At 37.5% G+C, this 17,788-nt stretch carries 16 protein-coding genes; 11 read left to right on the top strand and 5 right to left on the bottom strand.

Annotated elements, in window-relative coordinates; all coding sequences use genetic code 11:
- From FFO06_RS02025 to psaX, 5 genes are all read left to right on the top strand, one after another.
- The coding region (locus tag FFO06_RS02025; protein WP_306420160.1) for a Calx-beta domain-containing protein at positions 1-2,737 on the top strand (2,737 nt) is incomplete at its 5' end.
- 359 nt (positions 2,738-3,096) lie between these two features.
- On the top strand, positions 3,097-3,723 hold the full coding sequence (locus tag FFO06_RS02020) for a Uma2 family endonuclease (RefSeq protein ID WP_137906528.1): 627 nt from the start codon (positions 3,097-3,099) through the stop codon (positions 3,721-3,723).
- Between the two features lie 154 nt (positions 3,724-3,877).
- Complete coding sequence (locus FFO06_RS02015) at positions 3,878-5,440, top strand: NAD(P)H-quinone oxidoreductase subunit N (RefSeq protein WP_137906527.1); 1,563 nt, start codon at positions 3,878-3,880, stop codon at positions 5,438-5,440.
- A 199-nt stretch (positions 5,441-5,639) separates the two neighbouring features.
- Positions 5,640-6,542: a lipoyl synthase gene (gene lipA / locus FFO06_RS02010; RefSeq protein ID WP_137906526.1), complete on the top strand. Its 903-nt coding sequence runs from the start codon at positions 5,640-5,642 to the stop codon at positions 6,540-6,542.
- A 374-nt stretch (positions 6,543-6,916) separates the two neighbouring features.
- Positions 6,917-7,036 carry a photosystem I protein PsaX gene (psaX, locus tag FFO06_RS02000; protein ID WP_137906524.1) on the top strand — a complete coding sequence of 40 codons (120 nt, stop codon included), beginning with the start codon at positions 6,917-6,919 and terminating at the stop codon, positions 7,034-7,036.
- A 21-nt stretch (positions 7,037-7,057) separates the two neighbouring features.
- Here the strand turns inward: psaX and FFO06_RS01995 are convergent, their stop codons facing one another.
- Positions 7,058-7,927: a branched-chain amino acid ABC transporter permease gene (locus FFO06_RS01995; protein WP_137906523.1), complete on the bottom strand. Its 870-nt coding sequence runs from the start codon at positions 7,925-7,927 to the stop codon at positions 7,058-7,060.
- Positions 7,928-8,040: 113 nt separating this feature from the next.
- Between FFO06_RS01995 and ovoA the strand changes: the two genes are divergently transcribed.
- The 3 genes from ovoA to FFO06_RS01980 all read left to right on the top strand — a co-directional run bounded on the left by ovoA (position 8,041) and on the right by FFO06_RS01980 (position 11,045).
- Positions 8,041-9,378 (top strand): 5-histidylcysteine sulfoxide synthase, encoded by a 1,338-nt coding sequence (ovoA, locus tag FFO06_RS01990; protein WP_137906522.1) that lies wholly within the window; start codon positions 8,041-8,043, stop codon positions 9,376-9,378.
- Between the two features lie 51 nt (positions 9,379-9,429).
- Positions 9,430-10,407, top strand: a complete 978-nt coding sequence (gene egtD / locus FFO06_RS01985) for an L-histidine N(alpha)-methyltransferase (protein WP_137906521.1) — start codon at positions 9,430-9,432, stop codon at positions 10,405-10,407.
- 143 nt (positions 10,408-10,550) lie between these two features.
- The gene (locus tag FFO06_RS01980; RefSeq protein WP_137906520.1) at positions 10,551-11,045 is read left to right on the top strand and encodes a DUF427 domain-containing protein; all 495 of its coding nucleotides are present in this window, start codon (positions 10,551-10,553) and stop codon (positions 11,043-11,045) included.
- Positions 11,046-11,231: 186 nt separating this feature from the next.
- On the opposite strand, the gene FFO06_RS01975 is transcribed toward FFO06_RS01980, so the two are convergent.
- Positions 11,232-11,636 carry a putative toxin-antitoxin system toxin component, PIN family gene (locus FFO06_RS01975; protein ID WP_028083176.1) on the bottom strand — a complete coding sequence of 135 codons (405 nt, stop codon included), beginning with the start codon at positions 11,634-11,636 and terminating at the stop codon, positions 11,232-11,234.
- Complete coding sequence (locus tag FFO06_RS01970; protein WP_137906519.1) at positions 11,633-11,872, bottom strand: hypothetical protein; 240 nt, start codon at positions 11,870-11,872, stop codon at positions 11,633-11,635. The genes FFO06_RS01975 and FFO06_RS01970 overlap by 4 nt, the downstream gene beginning before the upstream one ends.
- 322 nt (positions 11,873-12,194) lie before the next feature.
- Here FFO06_RS01970 and FFO06_RS01965 point away from each other — a divergent pair, with 322 nt between their 5' ends.
- Entirely contained in the window at positions 12,195-12,518 is a 324-nt protein-coding gene (locus FFO06_RS01965; protein WP_137906518.1) for a nucleotidyltransferase domain-containing protein, read from the top strand.
- Entirely contained in the window at positions 12,515-12,652 is a 138-nt protein-coding gene (locus FFO06_RS21075; protein WP_162501166.1) for a hypothetical protein, read from the top strand. Before FFO06_RS01965 ends, FFO06_RS21075 begins: the two co-directional genes overlap by 4 nt.
- Positions 12,653-12,691: 39 nt before the next feature.
- Here the strand turns inward: FFO06_RS21075 and FFO06_RS01960 are convergent, their stop codons facing one another.
- A complete protein-coding gene (locus FFO06_RS01960) occupies positions 12,692-14,209 on the bottom strand; it encodes a glycine betaine ABC transporter substrate-binding protein (RefSeq protein ID WP_137906517.1) in 1,518 nt (505 codons plus the stop codon).
- A 26-nt stretch (positions 14,210-14,235) separates the two neighbouring features.
- Positions 14,236-15,003 (bottom strand): ATP-binding cassette domain-containing protein, encoded by a 768-nt coding sequence (locus tag FFO06_RS01955; protein WP_137906516.1) that lies wholly within the window; start codon positions 15,001-15,003, stop codon positions 14,236-14,238.
- A gap of 373 nt (positions 15,004-15,376) precedes the next feature.
- On the opposite strand from FFO06_RS01955, the gene FFO06_RS01950 reads away from it, so the two are divergent.
- Positions 15,377-17,644, top strand: a complete 2,268-nt coding sequence (locus FFO06_RS01950) for an amylo-alpha-1,6-glucosidase (RefSeq protein ID WP_137906515.1) — start codon at positions 15,377-15,379, stop codon at positions 17,642-17,644.
- Positions 17,645-17,788 lie beyond the last annotated feature (144 nt).

Genomic DNA, 17,788 nt, shown 5'->3' with positions numbered 1-17,788 from the left:
TCTTGAAGGTGGAGATGGAGATGATGTTTTGTCTGGAGGTGCTGGGGATGATGGCTTTTATTATGGTAACTTAGGTCTCTTTGGTGGTAATGGCAATGACATCTTAAATGGTGAAGCTGGTAATGACCAACTTTTTGGTGAAGCTGGTAATGATACTCTACAAGGAACAAATGGGGGGGCTGGTGAATATGACTATCTCAATGGAGGAAGTGGAAGCGATCTCTTTATACTGGGTCATGCCACTTGGATTGGTTACGATGACGGAAATAGTACAACCAGCGGTGACAATGACTATGCCGATATTGCTGAGTTTAACGCCGATGGAGGGGATGTTATTCAACTGCAAGGAACAAGCAGTAATTACCTTCTAACTGTTGTGGGTGCAGACACTCAAATACTCATCAACAAACCTGGAACAGAAACCGATGAAATCATTGGTATAGTCCGAAATCAAACAGCCTTGAGTCTGACTGGAAGTAGCTTCGCTTATGTTTCATTATCCACCATTACCCTAGCGGTAGCTCCCAGTAGCGTAACCGAAGATGGCACAACCAACCTAGTTTACACCTTCACCAGAACGGGAATTACCACTAATGCTTTAACTGTTAACTATGGCATCACTGGTACAGCTAATAGTACCGACTACACGGGTGCAACACCAGGAACGGGTAAAACTATTACGTTTGCTGCGGGTGCAAGTACAGCCACTTTAACTATAGACCCCACAGCAGATACCACCATTGAAGCTAACGAAACGGTAGCCTTAACTCTCGTTGCGGGAACAGGTTACAACCGGGGGACAACAACAGCCGTCACGGGAACTATTACCAATGATGATCCCACCATTACCCTAGCTGTAGCTCCCAGTAGCGTAACCGAAGATGGAACAACCAACCTAGTCTACACCTTCACCAGAACTGGAATTACCACTAATGCTTTAACAGTTAACTATAGCATCAATGGTACAGCCGACAGTACCGACTATACGGGTGCAACACCAGGAACAGGTAAAACCATTACGTTTGCTGCGGGTGCAAGTACAGCCACTTTAACAATAGACCCCACAGCAGATACCACCATTGAAAGTGATGAAACGGTAGCCTTAACTCTCGTTGCGGGAACAGGTTACACCCGGGGGACAACAACAGCCGTCACAGGAACTATTACCAATGATGATCCCACCATTACCCTAGCTGTAGTTCCCACTAGCGTAACCGAAGACGGAACAACCAACCTAGTTTACACCTTCACCAGAACTGGAATTACCACCAATGCTTTAACAGTTAACTATAGCATTAATGGAACAGCCGACAGTACCGACTACACGGGTGCAACACCAGGAACAGGCAAAACCATTACCTTTGATGCGGGTGCAAGTACAGCCACTTTAACCATAGACCCCACAGCAGATAACACCACTGAAAGCAATGACACCGTTGCTATCACACTGGCTGCTGGCACAGATTACACCCTGGGAACAACTACGGCTGTTACGGGAACTATTGTGAATGATGATTTTGGAACTATTTCCATTAATGACATCACTGTTGTTGAAGGCAAAGATGCTAATGCTTTTCTCACTGTTAGTCTTAGCAATCCTAATACCCAACCTATCAGCGTCAATTATACTATTACTCCGGTTAACGCTACCGCCAATGTTGATTACACAAGTGTGACTGGAACTTTGACTATTGCTGCTAATACTTCGTTTGATACTATCAGTATTCCCATTCTCAATGATAACCTCAATGAACCTGATGAAGCCTTTACAGTAAACCTATCTAATCCTATCAATGCCCCTATCAATCCAAATGCAGGGATTGGAGAAGTTATTATTACTGATACCTGGGAAAGTACACTCACCCGCATTTTACCAGCAGGAGTGGAAAATCTCAAACTCATCGGTAGTGCTGCTATTAACGGTACAGGTAACGCAGGTAATAATGTCCTCACTGGTAATAGTGCCAATAACACTCTGATAGGTCTCAATGGTAATGATACATACTCCTTTGTTGCTAACAGTTCCTTGGGAATAGATACCATTATCGAAACAACAACCGGGGGAATTGATACTATTGACTTTAGTGGTACTACTGTTGCTGTAAATGTAAATTTGGGTATCACTACATCACAAACCGTTAATAGTAACCTCAAACTGATTCTCTCTGCTAATAATGTCATCGAAAATGCTACAGGTGGCACAGCTAATAACCGTCTCACGGGTAATACACTGAATAATACCTTAAATGGCGGTAGTGGTAATGACCAACTGCAAGGGCTAGGAGGAGATGACACCCTTTGGGGAGAAGCAGGTAATGATATTCTCAACGGTGGAAGCGGTAATGACAGCCTTTGGGGAGGACTTGGTGATGATATCTTGACGGGAGGAGTTGGTAATGATCAATATCTGTTTCAAAGCGATAGTGTGTTTAGTACCAGCTTAGGCGTTGATTACATTAGCGAATTTGAAGCGGAACAAGACCAGATTGTATTAAGCAAAGCTACATTTAATGCCATTACTAACCTTCCAGGACAGGCTTTAACTGACTTTGAAGTTGTCGGTGGTGATGAATTTGTCAATGCTAGTAACGCTCGTATTGTCTTTAGTCAAGGTACGGGAAGTCTATTCTATAACCAAGACGGCAGTATTTTGGGTACGGGAACAGTGTTTGAATTTGCCCGTTTAGGTAATCCTGATATCACCCTCACTAGTAGTAATTTCAGTTTGATTGCTTAAACTGTTATAGCTGTCTTACGCAAAATCCACAAACCGCCAGGGAATGAATTCCCTGTCTAATAGCAAAAGTCATCTAAAGATGACTAAAAATCCGAAAATATCCCCAGTTTACTTTAGTGCAATCGCCGATCTTGTAGGTTGGGTTGACGAAAGGAAACCCAACATTTCCACCAAACAATATTTCCTGCCAAAATTAATTAACATCATACATCTTACTGTTACTGTTTTTTTGAAAAATTTAGGGCGATCGCCATCTCCTCTTATTATCAAGGTGAACTTTACGTTAGCCTTTTTAATTCGGAGTGCATGGATTTAGCGAAAATGCTAGAGTGATGATATTGATGGGGCTAAGTTGACCTATGACCATTGCAACCGAAATACCAATACAACAGCAGTTACTAAGTTTTGGCGATTTTATCGTCCGTTATGGTGACAGTAACCGCTACGAATTGATTGATGGAGAGGTGTTTGATTTGGAACCAACGGGCTACCATGAAGAAGTTTCAGCTTTTACTACCACAAAAATTTGCGCCCAAATTGATGCAATAGGTTTAAATTGGTTTGTCCTTCAGCGAGGATTACTACGTCCTTCTAACTTGGGTATGACAGCATTTCGACCTGATGTTATGGTTATTGATCGCAATGAACTTGCGAAAGAACTACTTTGGAATGACCAATCAATCCTCACGCTGGGCAGTTCGATTAAATTTGTGATGGAAGTAGTTAGTAGCAACTGGCAAAACGATTATGCGCGTAAAGTCGAAGACTACGCAATTTTAGGTATTCCTGAATATTGGATTGCGGATTATGCGGGTCTAGGTGGGACTCGACATATTGGGAAACCGAAACAACCTACCCTTTCCATTTGTACCTTAGTCAAAGGAGAGTATGAAATTCAGCAAATTCGAGGCAATCAACCCATTACTTCCCCGACATTCCCAAATTTCAAACTGACAGCTGAACAAGTTTTAAAGGCTGGCAGATAAAGTGCTTTAAGCTATGCTTACAGGAATATCCGGTTAGCTAAAATCAAATATAAAGATTATCAACTGTTAAAGATAGAAAGATCAATGCAATTTTAGTTAAAAACTATAGATAGAATAAACTTGTGTCAGCTAATCGCTAAAACCTATACATCTCATGGATTTTGCTAATTTTGCATCCCAGTTAAATGCGGGAACGATTTTACCAGAGGGAATCGTCATGATTACCCTCCTGGGGGTTTTGATTGTTGATTTGATTTTGGGGCGTAGCTCTGCTCGCTGGATTGGATATCTAGCTACGCTCGGTTTAACAGCGGCAATAATCGCTCTATACTTTCAATGGGATACAACTACCCCCATTGCTTTTACTGGTAGTTTTAATGGTGATGACCTGAGTATTGTCTTTCGTGGTATCATCGCTCTATCGGCGATGGTGACAATATTAATGTCAATTCGCTATGTCGAACAAAGCGGTACGGCTTTAGCCGAATTTATCGCTATTTTGATGACTGCGACTTTGGGAGGAATGTTTTTATCCGGCGCTAATGAGTTGGTGATGATTTTCATCTCTCTAGAAGCCCTGAGTATTTCCTCTTATTTGTTGACAGGTTATACAAAACGTGATTCCCGTTCCAATGAAGCAGCGTTGAAATACCTGTTAATTGGTGCTTCTAGTACAGCAGTATTTTTGTATGGTGTCTCCCTCTTGTATGGTTTATCTGGTGGACAAACGGAATTAAGTGCGATCGCTCTGGGTATTGCTACAGCGAATGTTGGTCAATCTCTAGGTTTAGTAATTGCTTTAGTTTTCGTAATTGCGGGTATTGGCTTTAAAATTTCCGCTGCACCTTTTCACCAATGGACACCAGACGTTTATGAAGGCGCACCCACCCCTGTAATCGCTTTTTTATCCGTCGGTTCTAAAGCAGCCGGGTTTGCTCTGGCTATCCGCTTATTAACCACTGTCTTCCCAATTGTAGCTGATGAGTGGAGATTTGTTTTTACCGCTTTAGCTGTCCTAAGTATGGTATTGGGTAACGTTGTCGCCCTAGCCCAAACTAGCATGAAACGGATGTTAGCTTATTCATCTATTGCCCAAGCTGGGTTTGTGATGATTGGCTTAATTGCGGGAACTGATGCCGGTTATTCCAGTATGATTTTCTATCTATTGGTATACCTGTTTATGAACCTGTGCGGCTTTACTTGTGTGGTATTATTCTCTCTCCGCACGGGAACAGACCAAATTGCCGAATACTCAGGTTTGTATCAAAAAGACCCTCTCCTCACACTGGGTTTGAGTATTTCCCTGTTGTCTTTGGGTGGTATTCCCCCATTGGCCGGATTTTTTGGGAAAATTTACCTATTTTGGGCAGGTTGGCAAGCTGGTCTTTACTGGTTAGTTCTGCTCGGTTTAATTACTAGTGTGGTTTCTATCTATTACTACATTCGTGTAGTTAAGATGATGGTGGTCAAAGAACCTCAAGAAATGTCCGAGGTAGTTAAAAACTATCCCCAAGTGCGTTGGGATTTACCAGGGCTTAGACCTTTGCAAGTGGGTTTGATAGTAACTTTGATAGCTACTACTATCTCTGGAATTTTATCCAATCCCTTGTTTACTTTGGCTAACAATTCTGTTACTAACACTCCTATGTTACAAGCAGCAAAGGCTGTCAGTACACAAGTTAGTGTTATTACCAATCAAGAGCCACAGCAATTTTAGGTTATTTGTAAGTAATTGGTAATGGGTAATTGGGAATAAAACTAATCTTCAAGACCCAATTACCCATTTTTTTTGTTAATTGCTGCTATATATAATAATCTGTGTACTCTGTGGTTTGTTCAAAAAAATCAGTTCAAAACCCACTGATGACTGATATATATAAATTGTGTTTTTAGTTTTAAGTAGCAAGATAAAATAAATGAATTATTCACAAAAGCAAAAGGTTGATATCAAGTCGGAAATTATAACCATGCCTAGCTGGTTGCGTCGTCCTCTGGGCAAAGCTAGTGAAATGTCTACCGTCCAGCGGATCATTAAGCAGCGTCAAATTCACACAATTTGTGAAGAGGGGCGTTGTCCAAATCGGGGTGAATGCTATGCCCAAAAAACAGCTACCTTTTTATTAATGGGTCCGACCTGTACCCGGTCTTGTGCTTTTTGTCAAGTAGATAAAGGTCATGCCCCCATGGCTTTGGATGAGCAAGAACCCCAAAAAGTAGCAGAATCAGTACAGCTTTTAGGATTGCGGTATGTGGTGTTAACTGCTGTAGCCCGTGATGATTTAGCTGATGGGGGAGCGGGTCATTTTGTCAAGACAATGGAGACTATCCGCGACCTGAACCCAGCAACTCAGATTGAAGTGTTAACATCGGATTTTTGGGGTAGTGGAGGTCTAGCTGGCCAACGTCACAGCCTAGAGGTGATTATTCAAGCTGAACCAGCTTGTTTTAACCATAATGTGGAAACAGTCCGCAGGTTAACCCCAACCGTGCGCCGAGGGGCAAAATATGACCGCTCTTTGGCTGTATTAGCGACAGTTAAAGAATTTAATGACCAGATACCTACGAAATCGGGTGTGATGGTGGGTCACGGAGAAACAATAGATGAATTAATTGAGACAATGGCGGATTTGCGCTCTGTAAAGTGCGATCGCTTAACCATTGGTCAATATATGCGTCCTTCTTTAGATCATCTCCCGGTCCAAAAATATTGGACACCGGAGGAATTTACAGAATTAGGTGATATAGCCAAGGATATGGGTTTTAATCATGTCCGTTCGAGTCCGTTGGTTCGCAGTTCCTACCACGCTGGGGAGGAATAAGGGAGCAGGGAACAGGGAACAGGGAACAGGGAACAGGTTACAGGTTACAGGGGACAGGTTACAGGGAACAGGGAACAGGGAACAGGTTACAGGGGTGCAGAGGAGAAGATTTTTCCTACCGACCACTGTCAACTGTCAACTGTCAACTGTCAACTGACCACTGTCAACTGTCAACTGACCACTGTCAACTGTCAACTGACCACTGTCAACTGTCAACTGTCAACTGTCAACTGTCAACTGTCAACTGTCAACTGTCAACTGTCAACTGACCACTGACCACTGACCAACCTTACAAAAATATTTTTAAAGAATTTGCAAAATTGGCGCGTGAGTTTGCTATTTCTTAAAAAGTCACGAAATTAGGAGAACCGCTTATGACCGCTAAAAGCAAACCCGCTGCTAAACCTTCCTACGTTTTCCGTACTGGTTGGGCTTTATTACTTTTGGCTGTTAACTTTTTGGTAGCAGCTTACTACTTCCACATTATTGAATAGTTAGAAGTAGGCTGGTGCTGCTTAAATCGTGCCTTTGAATAAACCCTTGGGACGAATGAGCAGCACCAAAATCATGATTAATAGGGCTACACCTTGTTTATACTGTGAACCTAGCCAAGGGGTGCTAACTTCTTGGGCAATACCAATTATAAAGGCTGCGGCGATCGCTCCGTAAGGATTGCCAATTCCACCCAAAATTACAGAAGCGAATAGGGGTAGGATTAAAAACCAACCCATATTTGGACGCACGGCTGTAATTAGCCCGTACATACTACCTCCCAAGGAAGTGAACGTACCAGCAATTACCCAAGTCCAAAGAATTACTCTATCAACATTAATACCCGATACTCTAGCCAAATCTAAATCGTCGGCTACTGCCCGCATGGCTTTACCAACTTTGGTATTTTGTAGTAGGTAGTGAAGGGATAAAATAGCCAAAATAGCTAATCCCAGTACCAATAATTGATTTTGCGGTACTCTTAATGTACCAAATTCTAAAGCTGATATGACGGGTAGATTATAATTTTGGTTTTTACCTCCCCAGATAAAAATAATGCCGTTGCGGAGGAATAAAGCCAGCCCAATGGAGATAATGATCAGACTTGTGGAAGTAGCACGGATAGACCGCATTTTTGACCAAAGTAATTTTTCTGCTAGTAACATTCCTCCTACTGTTCCCAAGGCTGCTAAAATCATTGACAGCCAAATATTTACACCTGTACTATTGGTCATGAGGGTTAGATAAGCACCCAAAGTGAGAAAATCACCATGGGCAAAATTAGATAACCGTAAAATACCGTAGGTTAGAGTCAGTCCGACGGCTGCTAAGGCAATAATGCTACCTACAGCAATACCGTTGATCATCAATTGAGGAAATTGTTGTATATCCATATTTTACAAAATTATCTATATATTGAGAATAAAATAGAAGATAATTATGTTAACATAATTTCAGATAAACTTAATTAATTGAGATCATACCAACAATTCACCAGACCAAAAAAATGACAGATGCCCATATTCCCCAACTCGATAATTGTAGTTCCACAATCCTACTTAACTATTTTGAAAATTCCTGGGAAATGGAAGAAACCTTAATGAAAAGTGTAATTAAGGAAGAAACCTTTTATCTAAATCCCGATCCTTTAAGAAATAAATTAATTTTCTATCTTGGTCATTCCGCTGTTTTTTATATCAATAAATTAATTCAGGTCGGTTTATTAAAAAATCGGATTAATCCCCAATATGAAAATCTATTTGAAATTGGCGTTGATCCAGAAACACCAGCAGAACTAGAGGTAGCTATTCAAGGATTTAACTGGCCTGATGTTGAAAAAGTCTGGGAATATCGAAACAAAGCTAGGTCAGAAATTACAGCAATCATTAACAACACTACCCTAAATTTACCCATTCATCAACAACATCCTATTTGGGCTTTATTAATGGGAATAGAACATAGTCGCATTCATTTGGAAACCTCTTCCATGCTGTTGCGTCAACTACCAATTGATAAATTACAACGTCCCCAAAGATGGAATTATGCACCCAGTAATGGAGAAATTCCTGATAATCAAATGCGAGAAATTCCCGGTGGTGTCGTCAAATTAGGAAAGAATGAAGATGATTTAACTTTTGGGTGGGATAGTGAATATGGTAATTTAGAAGTTGAAGTCAAACCATTTTTAGCTAGTCAATATCTAATTACAAATGGAGAATTTTTAGAATTTGTTCAAGCAGGTGGTTACAACAATTCTAATTACTGGAATGCTGAATCTTGGACATGGAAACAACTCTACAATGTAGAATATCCTAAGTTTTGGATAGCCCAAGAAAATAACTATCGTTATCGTGCTACATTTGATGAAATAGATTTACCTTTAGATTGGCCTGTAGAAGTTAACCATTATGAAGCAATGGCTTATTGTCAGTGGAAAGGTAAGAATACTCGGTTAATGACAGAAGCAGAATGGAATCAAGCTCTGAAAATATCTGAAGATTATCGGTTATCAAATAACTACAATCTGAACTTACAATTTATTTCCCCAACTCCTGTAGGAATGTTTTCAGAAAATAATCAATCTGGTATTTCTGACTTACGGGGTAATGTTTGGGAATGGTTGTCTAGTACATTCTACCCCTTACCAGGATTTAAAACCCATGATCTTTATCCAGATCAATCTGCACCATTTTTTGATAATAAACATTTTATGATGTTGGGTGGTTCTTGGGCAACGAATGGTACAATGGCTTTACCTTGTTATCGTAACTGGTTTCGTCCGTTTTTTTATCAGCACGTCGGTTTTAGAATTGCTGCCAGTTTGGATGAAATAAATATCAAATAAATATCTTTTTTTTCACCCAGAGTCACAAAGTAAACAGAGAGGATTTAGCAAATGATTACACAACCTTTAACAGTTTTAGATCATCATTATCAAGAGCTAAGTATTGATGGTAAAGATGTCATTAAGGGGTTAACTGAAAAACCGAAAAATTTACCCCCCAAATATTTTTATGATGATCCTGGTTCTCTATTATTTGAAAAGATTTGTGAGTTACCAGAATATTATCCGACTCGTACAGAAGCATGGATTTTACAACAATATGCTGATGAAATTGCAGAAATTACAAATTGTTGTGAGTTGATAGAATTAGGTAGTGGTAGTTCTACAAAAACTCAAGCTTTATTAACTGCTTATCAAAAGATTGCTAACTCTTGTAGATATCTACCTATTGATGTCAGCGGAGGTATTCTAAAAACTAGTGTTTTACAATTACAAGAAAAGTATCCTGATTTCTCTATTCATGGTTTATTAGGAACTTATGAACAAGCGTTAGTTCATCTAGAATCGAATTATTTACAATCACGGATGTTATTTTTCTTGGGAAGTTCTTTAGGGAATTTTAACCCGGAAGAATGTGATATTTTCTTAAATCAAGTTTCTTGCACTTTACAACCGGGAGATTATTTTTTATTGGGTATTGATTTACAAAAACCTCAAGATATTCTAGAAGCTGCTTATAATGATAGTCAAGAAGTGACTGCTGCTTTTAATTTGAATATGCTTTCTCATTTGAATTGGCGTTTTCAAGGTAATTTTGATATCAATTTGTTTAGACATGAAGCAATTTATAATCACGTTGATCATCAAATTGAAATGTATTTACATTGTCAAAAAAGCCATTGGGTTAATTTACAAATATTGGATTTAAAGGTGCATTTTGCAGAGGGAGAAAGTATATTAACAGAGATTTCCCGGAAGTTTGATTTAGTAACTATGCAAAAACAATTACAAAGTAAGGGATTAAATACTGTGAAAACTTGGACAGATGAAAAAGGCTGGTTTGGCTTGATTTTGTGTCAAGTTGAATAACTTTTCTTTTCAGCATTCAGGATTGAGAAATCAGGATGAAAAATACTTGTACTTATAAAGTTCTGAATGCTGATAATTGTCATTGTTCAACGAGATAAAATAAATTAAGTGTTTATTCCCAAGGAACTTAGAGGTCATAAATCATGAAACCACAACCTATTACTCCACAACCTGGCCAAGAATCTGTTTGGGACTATCCCCGTCCAGCAATTTTACAAGATACCGACAAACATCTCAAAGTTATTTGTAATGGGATTGTTTTAGCAGAAACAACTAAGGGAAAAAGAGTTTTAGAAACTAGTCATCCTCCAGGTTATTATATTCCTGCTGAAGATATTAAGTTAGAATATTTAATAGAGACACCTAAAAAAAGTTATTGTGAATGGAAAGGTGTCTGTGAATATTATGATGTTTCTGTGGGAGACAAGTATATTCATAATGCTGCTTGGAAATATATTCAACCTAGTCCTAATTTTCAATCAATTCAGGAATATTATAGTTTTTACCCTGGTTTAATGGATGCTTGTTATGTTAATGATGAGTTAGTTATACCTCAAGCTGGTAATTTTTATGGAGGATGGATCACTAGTGATATTGTTGGACCATTTAAAGGTGAAGCAGGTACTTGGGGATGGTAAATAAGGAAAATTTCAGTTGTCAAAATTGATAGTTTGACAACTCATGAACATCACGGATAAATTATCTATATAATAGTCCACGAAGGTGGACTTCGCTTGTGTAGTAGCGATAGCGCAGCGTGGCGTAAGCCATATTATATTCGCCGAAAACTTTTCCAACATCCTCTAATTTAACTTAAATTTCCATCAAGATAAATATGCTTCTTTAAACTGAGAAACTGAGATAATTTTAGTCTCAATTAGTGTCTGTGCCTCGCTAAAATCTTTATCTCCAGTAATTAGTAAATCAGCTTTAGCTGCTATAGCACAGCTAAGAAACTTGGCATCTTTTCTATCTCTTTTAAACTCAATAGTATTATCAGTTCTAATTAACGTGGTAACATCTTTTACACATTTTAGAAAAAGATTTCGTTTATCTAAATTAATGTTTAACTTTTCCCTATTTAATACTGATTGATACTCTTCAAGAATTTCTTCTGACACTAACCAAGTATACTCTAAATTACAGGCAACAAATAAAACTACTTGTTCAGGAACTCTATTCTTTAAAGCAGCCGATATGAGAATATTCGTATCTATAATAACCCTCATTCTGCTCTCCGGTAAGCATCAATTTCTTCACTAATTTCTTCTTCTGTGATTTCTTGGGAAGAAGGTAAAGATTGAATTTCCTTGAATAAAGACTGCAATTGATTAGCTGCTGCTAATCTTTTTTCATCAACTACCTGAATCTTGATTTCTACTTTTGTTCCTACTGCAAAAGGTAAATTAGAGAGAACTACCTGTTGAGAATTATCAATGGTTAAATAAGTTTGATAGGCATTCATTTTTTTACACTGTTAAATATTTCTTCTATTTTAGCATTGCTTTTACTTTTTAGTTAAGATAAGCAATAATTTTTGATATTTTAACAACTCCCTGATAACTTTTTCCACAGGACGAGGTTGAATATTTACTTGATAATTCATATACTATTCAGCACTGCTATAATAGAATCTATCAGCTATTTATCATCATTGGCATCAATTTATGAATAAATTTATACACTATTTATGTTTTTTTGAATTTCAATATGTAAAGCTGATAGCTGGTTGCTAAATACTTACGAACAAACACCAAAAATCTTAACTATAAGGGATGATTTAAGCAATGAACAAATCACAGCTTAATTTGATATTACAAGAAGTTAAACAAGCTTTGCAAGAACTTTATCAAAACCAACTGGAAGCAATTATTTTATATGGTTCTCAAGCGAGGGAAGACGCTCAAGAATTTTCTGATATTGATATTCTGGTTGTTCTGAAATCAGAGATTAATCCCTATCATGAAATTGATAAAACTAGTCAAATAATCTCAAACATTTGTCTAAAAAACGATGTTGTTATTTCTCGTCACTTTATCTCTTCAGCAAAGTTTGAAAATGAAAATACTCCCTTTAATTATAATGTCAAAAAAGAAGGTATTTTTCTATGATATCGGAGGAGAAAAAATTTATAAAAAAAGCTAAAGAAAGCTTAATTGATGATACCCTTGAGTTGAGTGAGGAAGATGTGAGAATTTTGATTGAACAAAGCAAAAAATTTATTGAAATTGCCGAGAAAACCTGATCAAAAATTTTATATTTTTGAGAATCAAACATCTGAAAATTACAATTGTTGAGATTTTAACCACTCACTAACAACTTTTTCCACTGGTTGAGATTGATTATCTACTTGATAATTCATCTTTTGGATTTCAGTTGTAGAAATTTTACCTCCTAATTGATTAATGGTATCTCTTAATTCTGGATATTTTTGCAGAATCTCCTCATTAAAAACAGGTACAGCTTCATAAGGTGGAAAATATTTTTTATCATCTTCTAGGATCACCAAGTTTAAAAATGGAATTAAACCGTCTGTAGAATTCCCTGCTATAATGTCTACTTTTTTCGCTTTTAAAGATTTATACATTAATCCTAATTCCATTTGTTGAGGAGATTTGGTAAAATTGAAGTTGTATGTTTTTGCTAACCCCCGATAACCATCTTCTCTATCAATAAATTCATAACCAAATCCTGCGTTCAGTTGTGAAGTATATTTAGCAATATCAGAAAGGGTTTTAACTTGCCATTTTTTTGCATCTTCACCGCGAATAATTAAAGCATAGGTATTTTCAAATCCTAAAGGTTTCATCACTGTTAATTTCAAATTATTATCATAGTATTCTTTGATTTTTTCATAAACAGTTTCAGGATTATTAATCGGTTTTTGCTTTAAAATTGCTGTGAATGCTGTACCCGTATATTCTACATACCCGGCTATTTTTCCCGCTTTAACTGCTTCATGACAAATAAATGTTCCTCCTAAATTAAAACGACGATCTACTTTTAGCTGAGTATGATTTTCTATTTGTTGTGCTAATAATTCTCCTAAAATAATTTGTTCTGTGAAATTTTTTGAACCGATAATAATCGTCGCTGGTTTTTGTTGATAGTTAAATGCAATTAATCCAGCTATAATTAAAGTAATTATTCCTAAAATAATCGCCAACTTTGATTTATTCCCTGTTGGTTTAGTTAGGTTTTTTTCTAATAATCCTAAACCAAAATCTGCACTCAAAGCAATTAAAGCTGCGGGTATTGCTCCGGCTAAAATTAATTCATTATTAACTATCGAAATACCCCGAAAAATAAATACTCCCAAACCACCACCACCAATAGCAGAAGCAATAGTAGCAATTCCTACAGATATAACTGTGGCTACTCTCACCCCTGCTAAAATAACTGGTAAAGCCAAGGGAATTTCTACTTGTAATAATAACTGTTTGTCTGTCATTCCCATCCCTATTCCAGCTTCTTTAATAGCAGGATTGATGCTATTAATACCAATATAGGTATTACGAATTATGGGAAGTAAAGCATAAAGAGTTAAAGCAAATATGGCTGGTATTTTACCAATCCCTCCCAAAAATGGCACGGAAATTAAAAAACCAAAGATGGCTAGACTAGGGATAGTTTGAATTGCATTTGCTAAACCCAGAATAGGAGAAGCTAGTTGTGGTTGACGAGTGATAAAAATGCCCACAGGAAGCCCGATAGAAATAGCTATTGTCATAGCTATGATTACTAAGATTAAATGTTCTCCACTGTGAAGGATAATTTCTGAACCGTATTGAAATAAAAACATGATTTTATGCTAATTGTATGCTAATCTTAGTTAAGTTGTTCCCAACTTTTTGCCGCATTTAAACAAGCTAAAAAAGCCTGTGCCTCTGGATGTTGAGAACTAAGAAATTCTCTTTTCGTTCCTAATTCCACTAAATTTCCTTCATACATTAAACCAATTCTAGAGGCTAAAAAGAAAGCTTCTTGAATATCATGGGTGACAAAAATCACAGTCTTTCCTAATTGTTGTTGTAAATATTGAAATTGTTGTTGTAATTCCAAACGAGTGATAGGATCAAGTGCGCCAAAAGGTTCATCCATTAATAGGATAGGTGGATCTGCTGCTAAAGCCCTAGCAACTCCCACCCGTTGACGTTGGCCTCCTGATAATTGGTGGGGATAACGTTGAGCAAATTTTTCTGGTTCTAGTCCTACTAAGTTTAACATTTCATAGACTCGATTTTGAATTTTTTGTAGTGGCCATTTTTCTAAAGATGGTACAAGTCCGATATTTTCCGCGATGGTAAAATGGGGAAATAACCCTGTTTCCTGGATGACATAACCGATACGTCTTCTTAATTTGATAGCATCCCAATTAGTTGTAGATTTTGAACCTACTAAAACTTCCCCTTGGGTGGGTAAAAGTAAATGATTGATTAATTTTAAAGTTGTGGTTTTACCGCTACCACTACGCCCCAATAAAATTAAGGCTTCTCCTTGATAAATACTAATATTTAAGTTAGATAATAGAGGACGGTGATTAATTTCAAAACTGACATTACGAAATTCCACTGCAATTTCTGATGTTGTAGACATAATAGAAGATTCCTGGTCTTTATAATTACACATAGGTTTTTGATTAGGTGAACTATAAACTAAGTAGAGGTAATTAACTAGTTACATAGTTCTGAGGCTGTGAGCATCCTTCCCCAGCTTTTTTATAATTTACATCAGATTTTGTGTCTGAGTAAGTATTCTCTACCTTTAGCATCTCTCAAGGTTTAGCAAGGAAGAAACTCTTGAAAAATAGTCATTTTTCAGCCTTGACTTTTAAAAAAAAAGGTATACATTTAGAGAGATTCATTGTTGTAACGTTAATATTTTCCCCTTTAATTGAACCGCATCAAACTAAACCAATTTACACCTATACAGGTAACTTCAACTAATGATATCAGATAAATTAATAAATATGACTACACCAAGCAAACTATCAGAAAAAATTGTTTTAGATGGAAAAACATTTATTTCCGCAGAAAAATTACCAATTCCAGAATGGCCTTGTGTTGTCAGTGAAAGACCACAACCAACGCTGACAGTTAAAGATGATGATTTATTTTTGGTGACGGATACTATGGGGAATATTTCTAGTTGTTCCCCGGATGAAAGTAATTCTAGCATGGGGCTGTTTTGTCGTGATACTCGGTTTTTGAGTCGTTTAGAATTACAGATTAATGGGCGATCGCCTGTATTACTGAGTAGCACTACTGACAAGGGTTTTGCTCTATCGGTTTTATGTACAAATCCCAAAATCACAGAGGAGTTAAAACCTGATACAATTGGGATACATCGGGAAATTGTTCTCAATGGCGCACTATTTGAAGAAATAGAAATAGCGAACTACAGCACTACCACCATTAATTTTGAACTAAGTCTCAGCTTTGATGCAGATTTTGTAGATTTATTTGAAGTTCGGGGTCATAGTCGGGAAAAACGGGGACAAATTTTACGTTTAGTAGAACCAAAAAATCCAGAAATTGACTTAATCCCTTGCGTACAATCTCAACACCAAAAAGAAGAATCCCTAACTCTAGCCTATCAAGGTTTAGATAATTCGATCATGGAATCGCGGATTCAATTCCAACACCGACAACCGGATGATTTTCAAGGTTATACTGCGATTTGGCGGCTAGAATTAGGCTCTCACGAAACCCAAAAACTCGGTTATCGTTTGAACTTGTTAATTAATAACAATGGTGGTTCAACGGTAAATCCAGCTATTACCTTAGCACAAGCCAAAGCCTCGGAGATGATGGAGGAGCAAAGTTGGGTACAACAAATTACCCGCATTAGTTCCGATAAAAGTCTTTTCAATCGAGTTATTGAAAGAGCAGAACAAGATATTTACTTATTACGCCAATCCTTTGGTAAATATAAAACTGTTTCTGCGGGTGTACCTTGGTTTTCAACGTTATTTGGCCGGGATTCTATTATTACCGCTTCCCAAACATTGATGTTAAATTCCCAAATTGCTAAAGAAACATTGATGTTATTAGCTGATTATCAAGGGAAAAACGAAGATGAATGGAAGGAAGAAGAACCAGGAAAAATTTTACACGAATTGCGTTTAGGAGAAATGGCGCGGTGTGAAGAAATTCCCCATACACCCTATTATGGGACAATTGACGCGACTCCATTGTGGTTAATGTTGTATGCTGAATACTACGTCTGGACTCATGACCAAGAAACCTTGGAAGCACTTTGGCCGAATGCTTTAGCCGCCATGGATTGGATAGATCGGAATATGCAAAAAACTGGTTATCTTAGTTATTATCGGCGGTCAAAACGTGGTTTAAATAACCAAGGTTGGAAAGATTCTGGTGATTGTATTGTTAACTTCAAAGGAGAATTAGCCATAGGTCCAATTTCTCTATGTGAAGTTCAAGCCTATGTCTATGCTGCTAAAGTTAAATTAGCCGAAATTGCAAAAACGAAAAAACAGCTAGATTTAGCAGAAATTTGGTTAGAAGAAGCTAGAGATTTAAAAACTCGTTTTAATGAAGATTTTTGGATAGAAGATCAAGATTTTTGTGCTTTAGCTTTAGACGGAGAAGGTAAACCAGTGGACAGTATTACCTCCAACCCTGGACACTGTTTATCTTTAGGAATTTTTCTCCCAGAAAAGGCCTACAGTGTAGCCGAAAGATTACGAGCGCCGGATATGTTTAATGGTTGGGGAATTAGAACTTTAAGTAGTTTATCACCAGCTTACAATCCCATGGGTTATCACATTGGTTCAGTTTGGCCTCATGATAATAGTTTAATTGCCATGGGATTAAGAAGTTTAGGTTTAATTGATCAATCTTTGGAATTATTTCAAGGATTATTTGACATGACTTCCCAGCAACCTTATCAACGACCACCAGAACTATTTTGCGGTTATGAAATGAAAGGTGATAATGCACCAGTACAGTATCCTGTTGCTTGTACACCCCAGGCTTGGGCTACAGGTAGTATCTTTCAATTATTGCAAATGATAGTCAATTTAGTCCCAGACGCGCAAAATAATTGTTTGCGAATTATTGACCCGGCTTTACCAGAATCCATCAATCGTTTATCATTACATAATTTGCGTGTTGGTGGGACTATTTTGGATTTAGAATTTGAGCGTTCTGGTAGCACTACTGCTTGTCGGGTTGCGAAAAAACGCGGTAATCTACGGGTAGTGATTGAAGCCTAAATACTCTCAATCAGGATTTACAGGATTTAAAGATTTACAGGATGACGATAAAATACATGATCAATCCTGTTCATCTTTCCATAAGTTGTTACCAACTCAAGAATGTTGTGGTGTGGGCATCTTGTCCGCTAGAATCATACTTAA

Origin of the sequence: Dolichospermum planctonicum (genome assembly GCF_005402965.1) — a bacterium.
GTDB lineage: Bacteria > Cyanobacteriota > Cyanobacteriia > Cyanobacteriales > Nostocaceae > Dolichospermum > Dolichospermum planctonicum.
This window is presented reverse-complemented; position numbering and strand designations above follow the sequence as displayed.